The sequence below is a fragment of the Streptomyces sp. NPDC102514 genome (assembly GCF_055584525.1).
This window is the reverse complement of the sequence record NZ_JBVJLW010000004.1, coordinates 168,787-186,066: the sequence shown is the minus strand read 5'-3', so window position 1 is coordinate 186,066 and position 17,280 is coordinate 168,787. Positions and strand designations below refer to the sequence as shown.

Below are 17,280 nucleotides of genomic sequence, written 5' to 3'. Positions count from 1 at the left end.
TTCCCTGGCAAATGGGACTAACTAGGCTCGGTGCATGTCAGTCGAGCCGGGCCCCGGTGGCGCCCCGAACCCAGACGACGTACCGCGGCTGCTGGAAGCGATGCGGGCGGTCGGAAGCGGGCTGCAGCTGCGGTCCACGCTGGAACGGATCTGCGAGACCGCGGCGGAACTGGCGGACGCGCGGTACGCGGCGGTCGGGCTGACGGCGGAGTGCGGGGACGGCCTCACCGAGCACGCGGGCGAGGACACCGGCGGACAGGCGGTCCGGTGGGTCGGGCGGCTGCCGGACGGATACGAGGAGACCGGGACGACCCGGACGACCGGAGCGACCGGAGCGACCGGGGGGACCTGTCGTTCGCCCGAATCCGGCTTCCTGGCCGTACCCGTCCGCGTACAGGGCGAGAGCCTGGGCACCTTCTACCTCGCCGAGAAGCGCGACGGGGGCCCGTTCGGCGAGCACGACCTCGACATGGTGCGCGTACTGGCGCGCGAGGCGGGCATCGCGGTGGGGAACGCGCGCTTGTACGGGGCAGCCAAGCGGCGTGAGCGCTGGATCGACGGATCCGTGGCCGTCACCACCGCGCTGCTCTCCGGCGGAGACGCCGACGAAGCCCTCCAGGTGGTCGCCGAACAGGCCCGCCGGCTCTCCGACTCGATGGCCGGGCTCGTACTCCTGCCCGCGGCGGCGGGCGGCCTGGAGATCGTCGCCGTCGCCTCCGAGCACCCGTCGAGGGCACTGGGCCTCGTCGTGCCGCCCGAGAACGAGGTGGCGGGCCAGATCCTCGCGGGGAACGCCGTGTTCGTCGAGGACGCGGCCTCGGACCCGCGGATGCTCTCCGACCTCTCCCGGGGTTACGGACCGACGATGCTCCTTCCGCTCCGGAGCGGCGGCCGGGTCCTGGGGACCCTCGTCATGGCCCGCGCGGCGGACGCCCGCCCGTTCACGGATGCCGAACGCACCCTGGCGACGCAGTTCGCCTCCCAGGCCGCGCTCGCGCTGATGATGGCCGAGGCGCAGCGGGACCGGGAACAGCTCGCGGTCTACGAGGACCGTGACCGGATCGCCCGTGACCTGCACGATCTCGTCATCCAGCGGCTGTTCGCCACGGGGATGCTGCTGGAGAGCGCCCAGCGGCGGTCCGTGCTGCCCGAGGTGCGCAAGGGCGTCGGCAAGGCGGTCGACGAACTCGACGTCACCATCCAGGAGATCCGTACGGCCATCTTCGCGCTCCAGCAGGGGCCGGCGGAGTTTCCGACCCGGCTGCGGACGCGCGTACTGCGGGAGATCAACATGGCCGCCGTACCGCTCGGCTTCAAGCCGTCACACCGCTTCGTCGGATCCGTTGACACGGCGGTCGGCGAACTCACGGCCAAGAACCTCGTCGCGGCCCTCCGCGAAGCCCTGTCCAACGCCTTCCGGCACGCGGGAGCGTCCCATATCGACGTCACCGTGGACGCGACCGTACGGCTTCCGGACGAGCGGACCGGCGTACGGCTGACGGTGACGGACGACGGTGTCGGCATCCCCGAAGGAGGCCGGCGCAGCGGGCTGAAGAACCTGAAACGGCGCGCGGAGTCGCTGGGCGGGGACAGCTGGTACGGACCCGGGTCCGGGGAGGACGGCGGCGGCACGTCGGTGATCTGGGAGGCGCCGTCCTGAATCCGGGCGGCGCGACGCGCCGAAGTGGCGTCGGCGAGACCCCTGTTCGGCCCAGCGCAGTGGTCCATCCGTGCCTGCCGCTCCCCCAGGTGTACGACTTGAACAGGACCGGAGCCGTCCCCGCGCGACACGATCCATGTCATGCGCTCACGTCGACGTCGCCGCCCCCTGCTCGTCACGGCGCTGTCGTGCGCGCTGGCCGTCCTGGCGGCGGGACCCACGGCGGCCACCGGGGACGCCGACGGTTCCGACAGCTCCGGCGGGGCCGGTGCCGAGGTCGTGCGGCTGTACGAGGAGGCGTCACTGGCGACGCGGCGGTACGAAGCGGGGCGCCGCGAGGCCGATGAACAGCGGGGCCGGGCCGAGCGGCTGGAGCGGCTTCTCGACCGGGAGCGGCGGGACATCGCCGTGCTGCACGGGGACCTCGGCCGCATCGCACGTGCCCAGTACCGCACCGGCGGCGGGCTCCCGCACACCGCGCAGCTGCTGCTCGCGGACAGCCCCGATGAACTGATGCGCGGTCAGCGTGCGGTCTGGCGGGCGGATCTGGCGGTCGGCAACGCCGTCACCAAGAGCCGCCGGGCCGAGCGCAGGCTCGCGGCCGACGAGTCGAAGGCGGCCTCCGCCCGGCAGGTGCTGGAGCGGCGCAACGACGAACTCGCCGGGATCAAGCGCGGCATCGAGCGGAAGCTGGCTGAGGCCCAGGGCACGCTCCAGGGGCAGGCGGACGCCTCGGCCGCCGCCGGTGCGTGCCGGGGCTCGGTCCGGCTCCACCAGCCGGACGAGGCCTTCACCCAGCCGTGGATCCCGCCGGTGGAGACGTACGGACTCTCCGCGGGGTTCGGCAGCGGCGGTGAACGCTGGGCGAGCCGGCACACCGGGCAGGACTTCGCGGTGGACATCGGCACGCCGGTGCGTTCGGTGGGCCGGGGGCGGGTGGTCAGGGTGTCGTGCGGCGGCCCGTTCGGCATGGAGGTCGTGGTGCGGCACGCGGGCGGCTACTACACGCAGTACGCCCATCTGGCGGCCGTCACCGTGGACCAGGGGGAGCGGGTGTCCACCGGGCAGTGGGTCGGCCAGTCGGGCACGACCGGCAACTCCACGGGCCCGCACCTGCACTTCGAGGTACGCCTGACCCCGCAGCCGGGCTCGGGAGTCGACCCGCGGGAGTGGCTGGCCGAGCGGGGAGTTCGGCTGTAGCTGTAGCTGTAGCTGTAGCTGTAGCTGTAGCTGTAGCTGTAGGGGTGAGGGCGGGGGCGGGGCGGGAGCGGGCCGACTGTGGGGGCGGGCCGGCTGCCGACCCGTACCTACCGGCGCTCCGCGAGTATCCGCTCGATCACGACGGCCACGCCGTCCTCGGTGTTGGCGGCCGTGCGTCCGGACGCCGCGGCGATCACATCGGGGTGCGCGTTGCCCATCGCGTACGACGTGCCCGCCCAGGTGAGCATCTCCACGTCGTTCGGCATGTCACCGAAGGCGACGACCTCCTCGTGCGAGATGCCGCGCTCGGCGCAGCACAGCGCGAGGGTGCTGGCCTTCGAGACGCCGGGACCGCTGATCTCCAGCAGCGCGCTGGGGCTGGACCGGGTCACGTTGGCGCGCTCGCCGATGGCCAGCCGGGCGGTCATGAGGAAGTCGTCCGGGGCGATCTCGTGGTGGTACGCGAGGATCTTGAGCACCGGTTCATCGGCACCCGGGGCGTCCGGCGCCAGAAGTTTCTCGGCGGGCGCGACGGTGTCGGGCGCCTCCAGGTGCAGCTTCGGGTACGCGGGCTCCTGGTAGAAGCCGTAGGTCTGCTCGATGGCGAAGAGGGTGCCGGGAGCGGCGTCGCGCAGCAGCCGTACGGCGTCGAGGGCGTTCTCCCGCGCCAGTTCCCGCACCTTGACGAAGCGGTGGGCGCCGGGGCCGCCGTGCAGATCGACCACGGCGGCGCCGTTTCCGCAGATGGCGAGGCCGTGGCCGTGGACGTGATCGCTTACGACGTCCATCCAGCGGGCCGGGCGCCCGGTCACGAAGAAGACCTCGATGCCGGCCGCCTCGGCGGCGGCCAGGGCGGCCACCGTGCGCGGTGAGACGGACTTGTCGTCGCCGAGCAGGGTGCCGTCGAGGTCCGTGGCGATCAGGCGGGGCGGGAGGGGGGAGGCCGGAATCCCGGGCCGTCGGGTCGCTGAGGTCACTCCGCCATTCTCCCGCATATGCGTGCACGGGCGTGCGGCGGTCCGCACATGTGAGTGACGTAACCCCTCACCTGCCCTTTTCCACACCGCAAGCCGCAGACCGCGAGCGGCGGGGCGGGGGCGGCTGGGCGGAGGCCGCGGGGCGGGGGCGCCCCGGAAGGGGCGCGGGGAACGGCGCGAGCAACCCAGGACGACCCGCGGTCGCGCACCGGGCGTCGGCCCCTCCCCGCTGGGCGCCGCCCTTCAACGGGGCATCGGCCCCTCCCCGCCGGGCGCCGCCCTTCAACGGGGCGTCAGCCCAACTGGGCGACCGCTTCCAGCGCGATCTGCTCGAAGACCTTCTCGTCCGCCGCGAAGTCGGAGTCCGGGATGGGCCAGTGGATCACGATGTCCGTGAAGCCCAGCTCCAGGTGGCGGCCCGCGAAGTCGACGAACGCGTCGAGGGACTCCAGCGGGCGTCCGCGGTCCGGGGTGAAGCCGGTGAGCAGGACCTTGTCGAGCTCGCGCACATCGCGCCCGACCGTCCCGCACGCCGCGGCCAGCTTCTCCAGCTGTCCCCGCAGGGCGTCCACCGACTGCTCGGGCGTGCCCGCCTCGAAGAGCTTCGGGTCCCCGGTGGTCACCCACGCCTGTCCGTGCGCGGCGGCGAGCTTCAGCCCGCGGGGCCCGGTGGCGGCCACCGCGAAGGGCAGCCGGGGGCGCTGCACACAGCCGGGGATGTTGTACGCGTCACGCGCCGAGTAGAACGTGCCGTCGTACGACACGGTGTCCTCGGTGAGCAGCCGGTCGAGCAGCGGTACGAACTCGCCGAAGCGGTCCGCGCGCTCGCGCGGCGTCCATGGCTCCTCGCCGGTGCGCAGCAGCGTCGTGGCGTCGAACCCGGAGCCGCCCGCGCCGATGCCCAGTGTGATCCGGCCACCGGAGATGTCGTCGAGGGAGATCAGTTCCTTGGCGAGGGCCACCGGGTGCCGGAAGTTCGGGGAGGTCACGAGCGTGCCGAGGCGCAGCCGGTCGGTGGCGCCCGCGGCGGCGGTCAGGGTCGGCACGGCGCCGTACCAGGGGCCTTCGCGGAACGTCCGCCATGCCAGGTGGTCGTAGGTGAAAGCGGTGTGGAACCCGAGCTGCTCGGCGCGCTGCCAGGTGGAACGTCCTCCCTCGTGCCAGCGGAGGTACGGCAGGATCACGGTGCTCAGGCGCAGACTCATGCCGCAGAGCCTAAGCGCAGCCGTACGGCACACCGAAGCGGCCCGGCGCGGGCCACCCCGCTCAGCGGCCCCTCAGAGCGTGGCCGGAAACCGCAGGTAGCGCGGAGGGACGGCGGCCGTGAGCCAGACGCCGTTGGCGCTGACCGTGAAGACATGCCCGTCGCGGCTCATGGCGCCGGCGTCCACGGAGAGCACGACGGGGCGGCCTCGGCGGGCTCCGACACGGGTCGCCGTCTCGCGGTCGGCCGAGAGGTGCACGTCGTGGCGGTTCATGGGCCGCAGCCCCTCGGCGCGGATCGCCTCCAGGCTGCGGGCGACGGTGCCGTGATAGAGGTACGCGGGCGGCGTCGCCGGTGGCAGTCCGAGGTCGACCTCCACGGAGTGGCCCTGGCTGGCGCGGATCCGGGTGCCCTCGATCGCGAAGCGCTGCTTGTCGTTGGCGGCCACCACGTGGTCCAGCTCGGCCCGGGTGAACGGGAAGCCGTGCGCCGCCGCCGCGGCCATCAGCGTGCCGATCTCGACCCAGCCGGCGTCGTCGAGCGTGAGCCCGATCCGCTCGGGCTGGTGCCGCAGATGCTTCGAGAGGTACTTCGACACCTTCACGGTGCGCCTCTCGTCCGCGGTGCGCTTCTCGTCCGCGGTGCGTCTCCCGCTCGCGGTGCGCCTCTCCTTCATGGGTCTCTCGTTCATCCCGCCAGGGTGCCTGGAGAGACACTGATCACGCATTTGATTTTGGCCCGGAGGTTTGATCCACAGCCAAATGCGTTATCCACAGCCCCAGTTGAGGAATCTGTGGACAACTCCCCGATATTTTATGATGGTTCGTCAACTTCAGTCGTTTGAGGGCGGTGTGCGGCAAGTGTGTCCAAGGCCCGCGCCCTGACCTCCCGTTCGGCGGCCAGAGTGATGAACTCGGCAGCGTGCTCCGCGCCGACAAGCCCTTCCACAGCGGTCATTGTCGTGGCCGGGACCGCCACGGTACGCGTCTCTTCCGCCTCCGCCCGCGGTTTCTCCACCCCGAGGTGCCGGCGCAGCTGCCGATGGGCGAACAGCTGCATGGCCCGGGCCAGTTCGGCGTCCACCGTCTGGCGTGCGAGCGGTCGCAGGCGGCGTACGAGCGCGGTCGCTTCCGTGGCGTCGGAGTCGTTCGGCGGATGTTCGCCGAGATAACGGGCGAAGACGTGCTCGGCCGTGAACTCCAGGAACCGCGAGGCGATGTGCTCCACCTGACCCCTCAACTCCCGCAGATGGCCGGAGATCGCGGACAGCGGAACGCCCGCCTCGTACAACTCGACCGCCACCGCCAGCTCTTGGGGGCTCGGTACGAGGAATGTGTCCTCCTGGCCCGGAACCTGTCCCGGGATCCGTTCGAGCACACCCAGCTCGATCGCCTCGGCCACCGCCGCGTCGTCCGGGTGCCCGCCGAACCGTTCGTCGAGCTCGGCCCGCGAGATACGGACCGCCTCCTCGTCCGTCCACGGCCCGTCGACCTCGGCGACCAGACCGAGCACGCCACCCAGGCCGCGCCCCGCGTCCCAGGCCTCCAGGAGCTCCTTGATGGAGGCCAGGGTGTAGCCGCGGTCCAGCAGGTCCGCGATCTGCCGCAGCCGGGCCAGATGGGTGTCCGCGTAGAGGTTGGCGCGCCCGCGCCGCTCCGGGCGGGGGAGCAGCCCGCGGTCCTGATAGGCGCGGATCGTCCGGACCGTGGCGCCACTGCGGTGCGCCAGGTCCTCGATCCGGTACGCGGCGCCGGCCGGCTCGTCGATCACAGTCCCTGCCCTTTCGGTTCCCTGCCCCCGAGCGCCCGTCGCTACGCGATCGCGGCCCTGCCGATCGCCCCCGCCGCCGCCCGCGCCGCGGGCGACGTCGCCAGATACTCGACCGCGCGGCGCATCGAGCCCTCCTGCGAAGGATGGTACGAGCGCCGCAGATAACGCGGTACGGCCGAGCCGAGCTCCTTCCACGTGGGCAGCAGCCCCTTGCGCACCGCCCGGTTGTGCGCCCCGAGCGAATAGCGCAGCCGGCCCGCCAGTTGGGGATCGTGGCGTATCAGATAGCCCGCGCCCCACGCCCACATGTACAGCATCACCGGCGCAGTGACCGCCATGCCCGCGACCCGGCGCGCATACCGGGGCAGCCCTTCGCCGCCGCAGTGCTGGTACATGTCGAAGGCGACCGCGCGGTGCTCGACCTCCTCCGCGCCGTGCCAGCGCAGCAGGTCGAGCATGACCTCGTCGCACCCCGCCTCGTCCAGTCCCTCGGCGGCCAGCACCCAGTCGCCGAGCACCGCGGTGAACTGCTCTATGGCCGCGACGACCGAGAGCCGGAAGAGCAGCCACTCCCGGGCCGGTATGCGGCCCAGCGGCGGAGTCTCGCCCAGGATCCTCCGGAAGAGGAACTCGACATGCTTCGTGTACGCGTCCGTGTCCAGGCGCTGCGCCGCCAGATGGTCCAGCACGTACGAGTGCTGCACGCTGTGCGTCGCCTCCTGCCCCATGAACCCCTTGACGTCCTTGAGCAGTTCGGGGTCGGTGACCAGCGGCAGGCCCTCCTTGAAGACCTTGACGAACCACCGCTCCCCCGCGGGCAGCAGCAGATGCAGCACATTGATGACGTGGGTGGCGGTCGGCTCGTCCGGTATCCAGTGGAGCGGGGTCCGCTCCCAGTCGAAGGAGACCCGGCGGGGTGTGATGGCGTGGTGCTCTGTCACAGCGGTGGCTCCATCCGTGCGATCGCGCGCAGTGCCCTGGGAGTGAAACGGGACATGAGACGGCCGCCGCGGGCCTCCGCCGTCACGGGCACCACGGCCTGGTTGCGGACGACCGCCCGGAGAACGGCCTCGGCGACCTTCTCCGGCGGGTAGTTGCGCAGCCCGTACAGCCGCGCGGACCTTTGTTGGCGCCGCTTCTCCTCGTCGGCGTCGACTCCGGTGAAGCGCGCGGTCGAGGTGATGGCGGTGTTGACGAATCCGGGGCAGATCGCCGAGACGCCGATGCCCTGGCCCGCCAGCTCGGCGCGCAGACACTCGCTGAGCATCAGCACCGCCGCCTTGGAGGTGCTGTAGGCGGGCAGCGCCTTCGAGGGCAGATACGCGGCAGCCGACGCGGTGTTGACGATGTGGCCGCCCTGTCCGCGTTCCGCCATCTGTTTCCCGAAGAGCCGGCAGCCGTGGATCACCCCCCACAGATTGACGTCGAGGACCTTCCGCCAGTCGTCCACGGTGGTGTCGAGGAAGGAGCCGGCCAGTCCGATCCCGGCGTTGTTCACCAGGACGTCGACCACCCCGTACTCGGCCGCGACCTTCGCGGCGAGCTGTTCCATGGCCTGCTCGTCCGAGACGTCGACCGTCTCGGCCCAGGCCTCCGGGGCGCCGGCGAGCCGGGACAGCTCCGCGGTGCGCGCCGCGCTCTCCGCGTCCCGGTCGACGGCCACCACGCGCGCGCCGGCCTCGGCGAACGCGAAGGCGGTGGCCCGTCCGATGCCGCTGCCCGCACCGGTGACCAGGACGAGCTGCCCGCCGAAGCGCTCGGCGTGCGGGCCGCTCACCGCGGGTGCCGGCCGTCCGCCCTCGGTCGAGGTCACGAACTCGGTGATCCACGCCGCCACCTGGTCGGGCCGGGTGCGCGGGATCCAGTGCTTCGCCGGGAGGGTGCGGCGCACCAGTTGCGGAGCCCACTGCTCCAGTTCGTCGTAGAGCCGCTCCGAGAGGTAGGCGTCTCCCAGAGGCGTGATGAGCTGCACGGGCGCGTGGGCGTACGCGTCGCTGCGGGGCCTGCCGAGGCGGGGGCGGATGTTGTCGCGGTACAGCCATGCGCCGTTGGCCGCGTCCCTGGGCAGCGACGAGGTCGGGTAGTCGCCGGCGGGGACCTTCTCCAGGCGGCGCAGGATCTTCGGCCACTGCTTGCCGAGGGGGCCGCGCCAGGCCAGTTCGGGCAGGGCGGGGGTGTGCAGCAGGTACACGTACCAGGACTTGGCGCCCTGGCCGAGCAGTTGACCGACCTTGCGGGGTGTCGGGCGGGACATGCGCTTCTTGATCCAGTGCCCGAAGTGGTCGAGGGACGGACCGGACATCGACGTGAAGGACGCGATCCGTCCTTCCGTGCGTGTGACCGTGGTGAACTCCCAGGCCTGCACCGAGCCCCAGTCGTGGCCGACCAGATGGACCGGCCGGTCCGGGCTGACGGCGTCCACGACCGCCAGGAAGTCGTCCGTCAGCTTCTCCAGGGTGAACCCGCCGCGCAGGGGCCGGGGCGCGGTGGACCTGCCGTGGCCGCGCACGTCGTACAGCACGACATGGAAGCGCTCGGCCAGGCGCCCGGCGACCTCGGACCACACCTCCTTGGAGTCCGGATAGCCGTGCACGAGCACCACCGTGGGCTGCGTCGCGGGATCACCCCACTCGGCGACACACAGCTCGACTCCGCCCGTACGCACCCAGCGCTCACGCGCGCCCCCGGGGGGCACTCCGCCCGCGAGGGGCACTCGTCCTTCGCCAAGGGTCACTTGTCCTCCGCCCAGCGCCGCACGTGCGGCAGATCGTCGTCCAGCCAGAACGCGCTCTGCTCGGGGTCCCGGGAGTCGGTGACCACGAGGATCTCCTCGAACTTCGCGCCCGTGCCCCGGAATCCGAGGTGCGGTTCGACCGCCCACAGGCCGGGATGCGGCGGGTGGTCGGAGAAGCGGTACGGCGACCACAGGGGGGACCAGCCGTCGCGGTGGCCGTGGAGCGCGTCGCCCGCCAGACCTTTCAGGGACTGGGTGCCGAAGCCGAACAGACGCGGTGACCAGCGCCGTTCCCGGACGCGGTCCACCTTGTGGGCGATCACGCCGAAGGGGTACGCCCGGTGCCGGTTCGCGTAGCCCTGGCGGACCATGAGCCGGTCCACGTCCTCGTAGATCTCCCGCAGCGGGCGCCGCTCGCGCACCTCGCGCAGCAGCAGCTCGCGGTGCGCCTCCAGGTCGGCGAGCAGCCGGTCCTGGACCGGATTCGGGCCCAGCGAGCCGGAGTAGCCGATGTCCGCGGTGCAGCCCCCGAGGATCGGGGCCATGTCGAGGATGAACGGCATCCCCGGCTCCAGGCGCTTGTTCGTGGGGAAGAACTGCAGGGGGATCCGGAAGCCCGTGAACGCCGTACGGTCCCCGAACCAGGCGAAGGGCAGATGGAACCAGTCCCGGACCCCGCGTTCCTGCAGCCACTCGCGCTGCATCCGCGCCGCCTCGCGCTCGGTCACACCGGGCTTCAGCCGCGCGGCCACCGCCTCGGCGCACGCGTACGCGAGCCGCTGCACCTGCCTGAACCCGCCGAGCTCCGCGGCGAGCGGGCCTGATGAGGCCCCTGGCGAGGCCACTGCTGAGGTCATGCCACCGTCCGTTCCAAGCCGACTGCCGTACGCGCCCGTAACTTGACACTGATGAATGTGACCATTGTTGGCGGCTGAGTCAAGGGGTGGGTGCGAGACCTGTGGAAAACCGTGTGGTTGTGGACAACCCGGCCGACCCGGGCACAGCGGCGGCCGTCGGTTGTTCGACCTGAGGGGGACCCTTACGGGCCCGTACGCCTGGAGAGTGACAGCGATACAGCTCCCAGGTCTGACGACTGATGTGGCCTGCGCCACTACCTTCGAAATGTGACTGTGATCGCGACCGAAAGCCTGAGCAAGCGGTTCCCCAGGGTGACCGCTCTTGACCGGCTCTCCGTGGACGTCGGACCCGGTGTGACCGGACTCGTCGGAGCCAACGGAGCCGGCAAGTCCACACTGATCAAGATCCTGCTGGGGCTGTCCCCCGCCACCGAGGGCCGCGCCGCGGTCCTCGGACTCGATGTCGCCACCAACGGCGGCGACATCCGGGAGCGCGTCGGATACATGCCCGAGCACGACTGTCTGCCGCCCGACGTCTCGGCCACCGAGTTCGTCGTCCACATGGCGCGCATGTCCGGCCTGCCCCCGGCGGCGGCCCGCGAGCGCACCGCGGACACGCTGCGCCACGTCGGCCTCTACGAGGAGCGGTACCGCCCCATCGGCGGCTACTCGACGGGCATGAAGCAGCGCGTGAAACTCGCGCAGGCGCTGGTCCACGACCCGCAGCTGGTCTTCCTCGACGAGCCGACGAACGGCCTCGACCCCGTCGGCCGCGACGAGATGCTCGGCCTGATCCGCCGCATCCACACCGACTTCGGCATCTCCGTCCTGGTCACCTCGCACCTGCTCGGCGAACTGGAGCGCACCTGCGACCACGTCGTCGTCATCGACGGCGGCAAGCTCCTGCGGTCCAGCTCCACCACGGACTTCACGCAGCGCACGGCGATCCTCGCGGTCGAGGTCACCGACACGGACGAGCACCCGGACGGCACCGGCGCACTGCGCGACGTGCTCCACGCGCGCGGGGTCGAGACCCACGACGGCAGCGGACTGCCCGGCGCGGGCCACATCCTCCTGCTCACCGCGCAGGGCGAGGAGACGTACGACCTCGTCCGGGACGTCGTCGCCGACCTGGGCCTCGGTCTGGTGCGCATGGAGCAGCGCAGGCACCACATCGCGGAGGTCTTCAAGGACAGCGACGAGCAGGCAGCCAGGGACGCAGAAGCACGGTCGGCCCTGAAGGACGGCGACGAACAGCGGAAGGAGGCGGTCGGCCATGGCGGTTGAGCAGCCCCAGGCACAGGCCCCGGCTCCGGCGCGCGGCGGCGAGCAGACCCGGATCCACAACATCGGCTACCGCAACTACGACGGCCCCCGCCTGGGCCGCGCGTACGCCCGCCGCTCGCTCTACTCGATGTCCCTGCGCGGCTCGTACGGCCTCGGCCGCTCGGTGAAGTCCAAAGTGCTGCCGATGCTGCTCTTCGTGGTGATGTGCGTCCCCGCACTGATCATGGTCGCGGTCGCCGTCGCCACCAAGGCGAAGGACCTGCCCGTCGACTACACGCGCTACGCGATCATCATGCAGGCCGTCATCGGTCTGTACGTCGCCTCCCAGGGACCGCAGTCCGTCTCCCGCGACCTGCGCTTCAAGACCGTCCCGCTGTACTTCTCACGTCCCATCGAGACCGCCGACTACGTACGCGCCAAGTACGCGGCGCTGGCCTCGGCGCTCTTCATGCTCACCGCCGCACCGCTCCTCGTGCTGTACGTGGGAGCGCTGCTCGCCAAACTGGACTTCTGGGACCAGACCAAGGGTTTCGGACAAGGGCTCGTCTCCGTGGCACTGCTTTCCCTGCTCTTCGCCGGCATCGGCCTGGTCATCTCGGCGGTCACCCCGCGCCGCGGCTTCGGTATCGCCGCCGTCATCGCGGTGCTGACCATCTCCTACGGAGCGGTGTCCACCGTCCAGGCCATCGCCTACAACCAGTCCAGCACCGACGCGGTCTCCTGGCTCGGGCTCTTCTCGCCCATCACGCTGATCGACGGGGTGCAGACCGCCTTCCTGGGCGCCACCTCCGCCTTCCCCGGCGGCGAGGGCCCGTCGGGCGGAGAAGGCGTCGTCTTCCTGCTCGTCGTCCTGGGACTGGTCGCGGGCTGCTACGGCCTGCTGATGCGCCGCTACCGAAAGGTCGGACTGTGACCGCCCGCCCGTCGTCCGCCACCACCCTTCCAAGGAACGGGCCGCGCCCATGAGCACCCTCACCATCGACCACGTCTCGCGCTGGTTCGGCAACGTGGTGGCCGTCAACGACATCACCATGACCATCGGTCCCGGAGTCACCGGCCTGCTCGGCCCGAACGGCGCCGGAAAGTCCACCCTCATCAACATGATGGGCGGCTTCCTGGCACCCTCCACCGGCTCCGTCACCCTCGACGGCCGGCCGACCTGGCGCAACGAGGAGATCTACAAGCAGATCGGCATCGTCCCCGAGCGCGAGGCGATGTACGACTTCCTCACGGGGCGCGAATTCGTCGTCGCCAACGCCGAGTTGCACGGCCTCGGCGACAAGGCCGCGCACCGGGCCCTCGCCACGGTCGAGATGGAGTACGCGCAGGACCGGAAGATCTCGACGTACTCCAAGGGCATGCGCCAGCGCGTGAAGATGGCCTCCGCGCTCGTCCACAACCCCTCGCTGCTGCTGCTCGACGAGCCCTTCAACGGCATGGACCCGCGCCAGCGCATGCAGCTGATGGAGTTGCTGCGGCGGATGGGCGACGAGGGCCGCACGGTCCTCTTCTCGTCGCACATCCTGGAGGAGGTCGAGCAGCTCGCCTCGCACATCGAGGTGATCGTCGCCGGACGGCACGCGGCCAGCGGCGACTTCCGCCGGATCCGCCGCCTGATGACCGACCGTCCGCACCGCTATCTGGTCCGCTCCAGCGACGACCGCGCGCTCGCGGCGGCGCTCATCGCCGACCCGTCGACGTCCGGCATCGAGGTGGACCTCCAGGAGGGCGCCCTGCGCATCCAGGCCGTCGACTTCCCGCGCTTCACGGCACTTCTGCCGCGAGTGGCCCGCGACCACGGCATCCGACTGCTCACGGTCTCGCCGTCCGACGAGTCCCTTGAGTCCGTCTTCTCGTATCTCGTCGCGGCGTAGGAGGCCGAAAGATGTACGACCCCACAGTCGCCCGGCTCACCTACCGCGGCCTCCTCGGCCGCCGCCGGGCCCTCATCCTGGGCGCCCTGCCCGTCCTGCTGATCGTCATCTCCGCGGCCGTACGCGGCTTCACGGGCGCCGACGACCAGGTGGCCGCGGACGTCCTCGGCGGCTTCGCGCTCGCCACGATGGTGCCCATCATCGGCGTCATCGCGGGCACCGGCGCGATCGGCCCCGAGATCGACGACGGCTCGGTCGTCTACCTGCTCGCCAAGCCGGTCAAGCGCCCCACGATCATCTTCACCAAGCTGATCGTCGCCGTCGCCGTCACCATGGTGTTCTCGGCGGTCCCGACGTTCCTCGCGGGGCTGATCCTCAACGGCAACGGCCAGCAGGTCGCCGTCGCCTACACCGTGGCCGCGCTGGTCGCCTCGATCGCGTACGCCGCGCTCTTCCTGCTGCTCGGCACCATCACGCGGCACGCGGTGGTCTTCGGGCTCGTCTACGCCCTCGTGTGGGAGGCACTCTTCGGGACGCTGGTCTCCGGGGCGAAGACGCTCAGTGTCCAGCAGTGGTCGCTCGCGGTGGCCCACAAGGTGTCCGGCGGCGATCTCGTCACCTCCGACGTGGGTCTCACCACCGGCACGGTGCTGCTGGTCGTGGTGACCGTCGCCGCCACCTGGTTCGCGGGACAGAAACTGCGGACGCTGACGCTGGCCGGCGAGGAGTAGGCCTTCCGGGACCCCGTGAAGCGGGGTCTTCGGGTGGTCGATGCGGCTCCACGCGCGCGTGGAGCCGCATCTGTCTTTGATCTTGCGGTGATTTTTGATCTTGAAGTGGGTTTTACGCCGGTGACGGCACACTGGCCCGAGGGGATGCGACGAGGAGGAACGGGGATGACGGCACAGGCACCACGCGGTGACGGACACGGCGACGGACACGGCGATGGACAGCGCCCCGGCGAAGGCCAGGGGGAGGCCGCCGGGGAGGTCTGGGACGAACTCGTCCTGGACGAGGACTTCATACGGTCCGCCGATACGGAGGAGCCGTCCGCGCGCGCCCGTATGCTCGCGGCCCGCTGGCGCGAGGGCGGCCCCGATCCACAGCCCTGGCGCTCCGACGAGCCGCCTGCGGGCTGGTTCTTCAGCAAGGCGCGGCGGCGCAGATGGCGACGCAGCTGATCCGCCCGCCCGCTGTGCGCCGGACGCCCTTTTAATCAGTGGCGTCCGACTCGTCCCACGGGCACAGTGGTCATGTCCAGGCCGCCGGGTTCCTCCGGCGCCGCAGTCCGGGTGAGGAGCACGACGGTGCCCGTCAGTGGCAGTTCGTCGGACTCCCGAGAGGGCAGCGTGCGGGCTCCGGAGTAGTCAGCTCCGTCGAGTCCGCCCCGTACGGGAGCTGCCCGGGGCGGCCGCTTCGAGCGCGTACCTCCGCGCGGGCCGCCCTCCCCGGGCGGGGCTTCGAGGGCGCCGCGGAGCGGCTAGCCCAGCAGCCTCTCCAGCACCACCGCGATGCCGTCCTCGTCGTTCGACAGGGTCATCTCGTCGGCCACGGCCTTGAGTTCGGTGTGGGCGTTGGCCATCGCCACGCCGTGCGCCGACCACGCGAACATCGGTATGTCGTTGGGCATGTCGCCGAAGGCGATCGTGTCGGCGGCCTTCACACCCAGGCGGCGGGCCGCCAGGGACAGCCCCGTGGCCTTGGACAGGCCCAGGGGAAGGATCTCCACGATGCCCTCGCCCGCCATCACGATGTTCACCAGGGAGCCCGCCGCCGCCCGCGCCGCGGACGTCAGCTCGTCGTCGGTGAGACGCGGATGCTGGATGTACATCTTGGTCAGGGGCGCGGCCCACAGCTCGGCCACGTCGGTGAACGGGACGGACTTCAGCAGGCCCTGCACCCGGTAGCCGGGGCCGACCAGGACGTCACCATCGAGTCCGTCGCGGCTCGCGGCGAGGGCCAGCGGGCCGACCTCCGCCTCGATCTTGGCGAGCGCGAGCCCCGCCAGCTGCCGGTCGAGGGTCACCGACGTGAGCAGCCGGTGCGCCCCGGCGTCGTACAGCTGGGCGCCCTGGCCGCACACCGCGAGGCCCTCGTACCCGAGGTCGTCGAGGATGTGCCGGGTCCAGGGCACGGCCCGGCCGGTGACGACGAGGTGCGCGGCACCTGCCACGGTGGCCGCGGCGAGTGCCTCACGGGTGCGCTCCGAGACCGTGTCGTCGGAGCGCAGCAACGTTCCGTCGAGATCGGTCGCGACGAGCTTGTACGGGAACGCCCCGGACGCCTCTGATGCTTCGGAAGCCCCGGTGGACTCGGTGGTGCCGGTCACTTGGAGATCGGCTCCAGCAGTTCACGGCCGCCCAGGTACGGACGCAGCACCTCGGGCACCCGTACGGAACCGTCGGCCAGCTGGTGGTTCTCCAGGATCGCCACGATCGTGCGCGGAACGGCGCACAGTGTGCCGTTCAGTGTCGAGAGCGGCTGCACCTTCTTGCCGTCCCGCATGCGCACCGACAGCCGGCGGGCCTGGAAACCGTCGCAGTTCGAGGCCGAGGTCAGCTCGCGGTACTTGCCCTGGGTCGGGATCCACGCCTCGCAGTCGAACTTGCGCGAGGCGGACGAACCCAGGTCGCCCGAGGCCACGTCGATGACCTGGAAGGGCAGCCCGAGGCCGGTCAGCCACTGCTTCTCCCAGTCGAGGAGCCGCTGGTGCTCGTTCTCCGCGTCCGCCGGATCGACGTACGAGAACATCTCGACCTTGTCGAACTGGTGCACCCGGAAGATGCCCCGGGTGTCCTTGCCGTACGTGCCGGCCTCGCGGCGGAAGCACGGCGAGAAGCCCGCGTAGCGCAGCGGCAGCTTGTCCGCGTCGAGGATCTCGTCCATGTGGTACGCCGCGAGCGGGACCTCGGAGGTGCCGACCAGGTAGAAGTCGTCCTTCTCCAGGTGGTACACGTTCTCCGCGGCCTGGCCGAGGAAACCGGTGCCCTCCATGGCGCGCGGGCGGACCAGCGCCGGGGTCAGCATCGGGATGAAGCCGGCCTCCGTGGCCTGCGCGATCGCCGCGTTGACGAGGGCGAGCTCCAGGAGCGCGCCGACGCCCGTCAGGTAGTAGAAGCGCGAGCCGGACACCTTGGCGCCGCGCTCGACGTCGATGGCGCCCAGCGCCTCGCCGAGCTCCAGGTGGTCCTTGGGCTCGAAGCCCTCGGCGCCGAAGTCGCGGATCGTGCCGTGCGTCTCCAGGACGACGAAGTCCTCCTCGCCGCCGACCGGGACGTCGGGGTGCACGAGGTTGCCGAGCTGCTGCAGGAGCCGCTTGGTCTCGTCGTCCGCCTCGTGCTGCTCGGCGTCGGCCGCCTTGACGTCGGCCGCGAGCCGGCCGGTCCTCTGGAGCAGCTCGGCCTTCTCGTCGCCCGAGGCCTTGGAAATGAGCTTGCCGAGCGCCTTCTGCTCGGAGCGCAGCTCGTCGAAGCGGACGCCGGACGACCTGCGCCGCTCGTCGGCGGAGAGCAGGGAGTCGACGAGCGCGACATCCTCTCCACGGGCGCGCTGGGAGGCGCGAACACGGTCGGGGTCCTCACGAAGCAGGCGAAGGTCAATCACCCCACAAGGTTACCGGTGCCGGGTTCCGGGGCACGACCCGGTATTCCGATCTGTCGCTTCTGTCATGCTTTGAGCGAATTATGGATTCGATCGAATTGCGCCGATCCGCGCCGG

16 protein-coding genes are annotated in these 17,280 nt (G+C 71.1%); 7 read left to right on the top strand and 9 right to left on the bottom strand.

Annotation, left to right across the window (positions count from 1 at the left end; genetic code table 11):
- Positions 1–34: 34 nt before the first annotated feature.
- On the top strand, positions 35–1,660 hold the full coding sequence (locus ACZ60E_RS12220) for a sensor histidine kinase (RefSeq protein WP_469439891.1): 1,626 nt from the start codon (positions 35–37) through the stop codon (positions 1,658–1,660).
- Positions 1,661–1,801: 141 nt separating this feature from the next.
- Entirely contained in the window at positions 1,802–2,860 is a 1,059-nt protein-coding gene (locus ACZ60E_RS12215; RefSeq protein WP_469439889.1) for a M23 family metallopeptidase, read from the top strand.
- A 107-nt stretch (positions 2,861–2,967) separates the two neighbouring features.
- On the opposite strand, the gene ACZ60E_RS12210 is transcribed toward ACZ60E_RS12215, so the two are convergent.
- The 7 genes from ACZ60E_RS12210 to ACZ60E_RS12180 form a co-directional block, all read right to left on the bottom strand.
- Positions 2,968–3,855: a Cof-type HAD-IIB family hydrolase gene (locus tag ACZ60E_RS12210; protein ID WP_385831636.1), complete on the bottom strand. Its 888-nt coding sequence runs from the start codon at positions 3,853–3,855 to the stop codon at positions 2,968–2,970.
- A 275-nt stretch (positions 3,856–4,130) separates the two neighbouring features.
- Positions 4,131–5,042 (bottom strand): LLM class flavin-dependent oxidoreductase, encoded by a 912-nt coding sequence (locus tag ACZ60E_RS12205; protein ID WP_469439887.1) that lies wholly within the window; start codon positions 5,040–5,042, stop codon positions 4,131–4,133.
- 72 nt (positions 5,043–5,114) lie between these two features.
- The gene (locus ACZ60E_RS12200) at positions 5,115–5,717 is read right to left on the bottom strand and encodes an RNA 2'-phosphotransferase (protein WP_469440453.1); all 603 of its coding nucleotides are present in this window, start codon (positions 5,715–5,717) and stop codon (positions 5,115–5,117) included.
- Positions 5,718–5,854: 137 nt separating this feature from the next.
- Positions 5,855–6,811: a MerR family transcriptional regulator gene (locus ACZ60E_RS12195; protein WP_469439885.1), complete on the bottom strand. Its 957-nt coding sequence runs from the start codon at positions 6,809–6,811 to the stop codon at positions 5,855–5,857.
- 41 nt (positions 6,812–6,852) lie between these two features.
- Positions 6,853–7,752, bottom strand: coding sequence for a metal-dependent hydrolase (locus ACZ60E_RS12190; RefSeq protein ID WP_469439883.1), 900 nt, complete (start codon positions 7,750–7,752; stop codon positions 6,853–6,855).
- Positions 7,749–9,545 (bottom strand): SDR family oxidoreductase, encoded by a 1,797-nt coding sequence (locus tag ACZ60E_RS12185; protein ID WP_469439880.1) that lies wholly within the window; start codon positions 9,543–9,545, stop codon positions 7,749–7,751. The genes ACZ60E_RS12190 and ACZ60E_RS12185 overlap by 4 nt, the downstream gene beginning before the upstream one ends.
- Positions 9,542–10,402 carry a M24 family metallopeptidase gene (locus ACZ60E_RS12180; RefSeq protein WP_384807748.1) on the bottom strand — a complete coding sequence of 287 codons (861 nt, stop codon included), beginning with the start codon at positions 10,400–10,402 and terminating at the stop codon, positions 9,542–9,544. The genes ACZ60E_RS12185 and ACZ60E_RS12180 overlap by 4 nt, the downstream gene beginning before the upstream one ends.
- Before the next feature lie 273 nt (positions 10,403–10,675).
- Between ACZ60E_RS12180 and ACZ60E_RS12175 the strand changes: the two genes are divergently transcribed.
- From ACZ60E_RS12175 to ACZ60E_RS12155, 5 genes are all read left to right on the top strand, one after another.
- Positions 10,676–11,689 (top strand): ABC transporter ATP-binding protein, encoded by a 1,014-nt coding sequence (locus ACZ60E_RS12175; RefSeq protein ID WP_384807859.1) that lies wholly within the window; start codon positions 10,676–10,678, stop codon positions 11,687–11,689.
- Positions 11,679–12,602: an ABC transporter permease subunit gene (locus ACZ60E_RS12170; RefSeq protein ID WP_469439876.1), complete on the top strand. Its 924-nt coding sequence runs from the start codon at positions 11,679–11,681 to the stop codon at positions 12,600–12,602. The genes ACZ60E_RS12175 and ACZ60E_RS12170 overlap by 11 nt, the downstream gene beginning before the upstream one ends.
- Positions 12,603–12,651: 49 nt before the next feature.
- Positions 12,652–13,563, top strand: a complete 912-nt coding sequence (locus ACZ60E_RS12165) for an ABC transporter ATP-binding protein (protein ID WP_107020467.1) — start codon at positions 12,652–12,654, stop codon at positions 13,561–13,563.
- Between the two features lie 11 nt (positions 13,564–13,574).
- Positions 13,575–14,294, top strand: a complete 720-nt coding sequence (locus tag ACZ60E_RS12160) for an ABC transporter permease (protein ID WP_384807744.1) — start codon at positions 13,575–13,577, stop codon at positions 14,292–14,294.
- 165 nt (positions 14,295–14,459) lie between these two features.
- Positions 14,460–14,744: an SGM_3592 family protein gene (locus tag ACZ60E_RS12155; RefSeq protein ID WP_384807743.1), complete on the top strand. Its 285-nt coding sequence runs from the start codon at positions 14,460–14,462 to the stop codon at positions 14,742–14,744.
- Positions 14,745–15,043: 299 nt separating this feature from the next.
- Here ACZ60E_RS12155 and ACZ60E_RS12150 read toward each other — a convergent pair whose 3' ends face one another.
- The gene (locus ACZ60E_RS12150; RefSeq protein ID WP_469439871.1) at positions 15,044–15,892 is read right to left on the bottom strand and encodes an HAD family hydrolase; all 849 of its coding nucleotides are present in this window, start codon (positions 15,890–15,892) and stop codon (positions 15,044–15,046) included.
- A complete protein-coding gene (gene serS, locus ACZ60E_RS12145; protein ID WP_453791275.1) occupies positions 15,889–17,166 on the bottom strand; it encodes a serine--tRNA ligase in 1,278 nt (425 codons plus the stop codon). The genes ACZ60E_RS12150 and serS overlap by 4 nt, the downstream gene beginning before the upstream one ends.
- Between the last annotated feature and the right edge of the window lie 114 nt (positions 17,167–17,280).